Origin of the sequence: Nocardioides sp. (assembly GCF_964228225.1) — a bacterium.
Classification (GTDB): Bacteria; Actinomycetota; Actinomycetes; order Propionibacteriales; family Nocardioidaceae; genus Nocardioides.
The window spans coordinates 1-3,499 of record NZ_CAXQZB010000086.1; the positions used below are offsets into that span (position 1 = coordinate 1).

The window sequence follows — 3,499 nt, forward strand, 5'->3', positions numbered from 1 at the left end:
ACGACGTCGCGGCCGCGATGGCCGAGGCGTACGGCGACGCGGCGGCCCACGACTGGTGGCGGGCGCGACGTCCCCGCAACGAAGAATTCACCTCCGACGCCCCTCCATCCGCGGCTCCGGTGGGCTAGAGTCCTCCCCATGACGACCGCTGCCAGCGCTGACGCCAGGGGATTCGCTCCTCTGCGCCGCGGCCTGCCTGCGCCTCCGCTGACCTGACCGTCCCCATGTCTGTCAGACAGCGGCCGCCCCGGTTGACCGGTGGCGGTCGTCTGCTTTTTCCGCCCGTGTCGGTCGTCACGTCCCCGTGCGGCCGACCGCGTCCCTGCGCCGGATCCCGCGGAGGTGAGCGATGAACGCCGGCACCGTGCTGCTCTACAACGCCTCGTTCGAACCCCTGGGGCGGGTGAGCTTCCAACACGCGGTGAAGATGCTGGTGCGCGAGGTCGCCGTCGTGCACGAGGCGCACCCGGAGCGGATGATCGGGCCCTACCAGTGGCCGCGCGCGCTGCGGCTGGTGCGCTACATCACCACCAAGTGGCTCTACCGGCCGGCGGGCTACACGCGCCAGGGCGTGCTGGCGCGCGACCGCCACCGCTGCGCCTACTGCGGCGCGGGGGCCGCCACCGTCGACCACGTGCTGCCGCGCTCGCGCGGGGGAGCCTGGTCCTGGGAGAACACCGTGGCCGCCTGCGGCTCCTGCAACGAGCGCAAGGGCAACCGCACGCCGGCCGAGGCGGGCATGCGACTGCGCGTCCAGCCCTGGCACCCCACGCGCGCCCAGCTCGCCGGCGTCTCCTGAACCCCTGAGGCGCCACCTCCGGTCACGCCGGTAACCCGATGGTGGGTGTCGGCGCACGGCACTAGGTTGCTGGACATGCCCGATCCACTGCTGCACGCCCGGGGACTGCGCAAGAGCTTCGGCGACCTCGAGGCGGTGTGTGGGATCGACCTCGACGTCGCGGCGGGAGAGGCGTTCGGCTTCCTCGGGCCCAACGGGGCCGGCAAGTCCTCCACGATGCGCATGATCGCCGCCGTGTCCCCGCCGAGCGCCGGCACGCTGCGGGTGCTCGGCATGGATCCGGTCGCCCAGGGGCCCCAGGTGCGGGCGCGGCTCGGGGTGTGTCCCCAGGAGGACACCCTCGACAACGAGCTCAACGTGCGCGACAACCTGGTCATCTACGCGCGCTACTTCGGGCTCTCCCGACGCCTCGCGCGCGAGCGGGCCGAGGAGCTGCTCGACTTCGTCAACCTCACCGACAAGGCGCGCAGCAAGGTCGACGAGCTCTCCGGCGGCATGAAGCGGCGACTCACGATCGCCCGCAGCCTGGTGAACCGGCCCGATCTGCTCCTGCTCGACGAGCCCACCACCGGGCTCGACCCGCAGGCGCGTCACCTGCTGTGGGACCAGCTGTTCCGGCTCAAGCAGTCGGGGGTCACCCTCATCCTCACCACCCACTACATGGACGAGGCCGAGCAGCTGTGCGACCGCCTCGTCGTCATGGACGCCGGACGCATCGCCGCCGAGGGGGCGCCGCAGGACCTCATCCGACAGCACTCCAGCCGCGAGGTGGCCGAGCTGCGGTTCGCCCTGGGCGAGCAGGAGGTCGCCGCACCCCTGGTGGCCCGGGCGCTGGAGGAGCGGGCCGCGCGGGTCGAGACGCTGCCCGACCGGGTGCTGGTCTACGCCGACGACGGCGAGGCCGCCGTCGAGACGGCGCTGGCCGCCGGGCTGCGACCGGTCGCCACCCTCGTGCGGCGCTCCTCACTCGAGGACGTCTTCCTGCGCCTGACGGGCCGGACCCTTGTCGACTGATCGGGCCGCGGTGCCCGGAGCGCCGTCGGCACCGTCGGCGCGCGAGGCGTTGCTCCGGCTGGGCGACTACTGGCTCACCGTCGCCCGGCGCACCTGGCGCGCCACGGCGGTCTCCAGCTTCCTGTCCCCGTTGTTCTACGTCCTGGCGATGGGGGTGGTGCTGGGCGGGTTCATCGAGGCCGATCCGAGTGAGCTGGAGGGTGCCACCACCTACCTCGCCTTCCTCGCCCCGGGCCTGGTGGCCGGGCACGCGATGCAGACCGCGGTGGGGGAGACGACCTACCCCGTGTTCGGCATGTTCAAGTGGAACCGGGTCTACGACGCCATGCTCGCCACGCCGCTCACCCCCACCGACGTCGTGCGCGCCCACCTGTCCTACGTCGTCGTGCGGGTCCTGGTGGCCTGCGCGGTCTTCGACCTCGTGCTGGCCCCGTTCGGGGTCTACGGCACGTGGTGGGGGCCGTTCGCGGCGCTCGCCGCACAGGTGCTCACCGGCGGCGCCTTCGCGGTGTGGACCTACGGCTTCTCCTGCCGGGTGCACTCCGACGCGGCCTTCGGGGTGCTGTTCCGCATCGGCGTCTTCCCGCTGTTCCTGTTCTCGGGAGCGTTCTTCCCGGTCGCCAACCTCGGCGACGTCGGCGCCGCGATCGCCCGCCTGACCCCGCTGTGGCACGGCGTCAACCTCTCGCGGATGTTCAGCATCGCCACCGGCCCGGGCGACCCCGACTGGGCGCTCGCCGCGCTCAACGCCGTCGTGCTCCTCGCGCTCAGCGCGCTGGGCTGGAGATGGGCGCGCACGGGCCTGGAGCGGCGGGTGGCGGCATGAGCACGGCGCACGAGCGACCCACGCCGCTGAGCGGCTGGGCCGCGACCCTGCTGCTGGTCGAGCGCAACGTGATCGTCTACCGGTCCGCCTGGAAGCTGTTCCTCACCGGTTTCCTCGAGCCGGTGCTCTACCTGCTGTCCATCGGGATCGGCGTCGGGGCGCTGGTGCAGCGCATCGAGTACGGCGACCTCACCCTCGACTACGCCGAGTTCGTCGCGCCCGCCATGCTCGCCGCCTCGGCCTTCAACGGCGCACTGCTCGACTCCACCTACAACGTCTTCTTCAAGCTGCGCTACGAGAAGCTGTACGACCAGATGCTCGCCACGCCGCTGCGCACCGCCGACGTCGCGCGCGGGGAGATCCTGTGGGGCCAGATCCGTGGCGCGGTGTACGCGACGGTGTTCCTGCTGGTGATGCTCGCGCTGGGGCTGGTCGGCTCGTGGTGGGCGGTCCTGGCCCTGCCGGCCGTGGTGCTGATCGGGTTCGCCTTCTCGGCGGTGTTCATGGCGCTGACGACGTGGCTCACCTCCTGGCAGGACTTCGACAAGATCACGCTGTTCCAGGCCCCGCTGTTCCTGTTCTCCGCGACCTTCTACCCGGTCACGGCCTACCCCGACTGGCTGCGCTGGGTCGTGGAGTTCACCCCGCTCTACCGCGCGGTGGTGCTGTGTCGGGAGCTCACCACCGGCGCGGTCGGGGTGGGGTCGGTGGTCTCGGTGATCTACCTGGTGGCGATGGGGGTGGTGGGCATGGTCGTGGTCCGACGGCGGTTGGACGGCCTGCTGCTGCGGTGAGGTCGGTTCCGTCGTACCAACCGTCTGTGCTGATTTCGAGCCGAACAACAGCACAGACGGTTGGTA

Annotated in this window: 4 protein-coding genes; all 4 read left to right on the forward strand. The window is 71.5% G+C overall.

Annotated features, from left to right (window positions below):
• Positions 1–349: 349 nt before the first annotated feature.
• Entirely contained in the window at positions 350–799 is a 450-nt protein-coding gene (locus ACERUJ_RS19730; protein WP_370250682.1) for an HNH endonuclease, read from the forward strand.
• A 75-nt stretch (positions 800–874) separates the two neighbouring features.
• On the forward strand, positions 875–1,813 hold the full coding sequence (locus tag ACERUJ_RS19735; protein WP_370250683.1) for an ABC transporter ATP-binding protein: 939 nt from the start codon (positions 875–877) through the stop codon (positions 1,811–1,813).
• Positions 1,814–1,823: 10 nt separating this feature from the next.
• The gene (locus ACERUJ_RS19740) at positions 1,824–2,639 is read left to right on the forward strand and encodes an ABC transporter permease (protein ID WP_370250684.1); all 816 of its coding nucleotides are present in this window, start codon (positions 1,824–1,826) and stop codon (positions 2,637–2,639) included.
• Positions 2,636–3,433 (forward strand): ABC transporter permease, encoded by a 798-nt coding sequence (locus tag ACERUJ_RS19745; RefSeq protein ID WP_370250685.1) that lies wholly within the window; start codon positions 2,636–2,638, stop codon positions 3,431–3,433. The genes ACERUJ_RS19740 and ACERUJ_RS19745 overlap by 4 nt, the downstream gene beginning before the upstream one ends.
• Positions 3,434–3,499 lie beyond the last annotated feature (66 nt).

Coding starts and splice junctions, on each gene's coding strand:
- ACERUJ_RS19730 (WP_370250682.1), top strand. CDS start 350: ATGAACGCCGGCACCGTGCTGCTCTACAACGCCTCGTTCGAACCCCTG.
- ACERUJ_RS19735 (WP_370250683.1), top strand. CDS start 875: ATGCCCGATCCACTGCTGCACGCCCGGGGACTGCGCAAGAGCTTCGGC.
- ACERUJ_RS19745 (WP_370250685.1), top strand. CDS start 2,636: ATGAGCACGGCGCACGAGCGACCCACGCCGCTGAGCGGCTGGGCCGCG.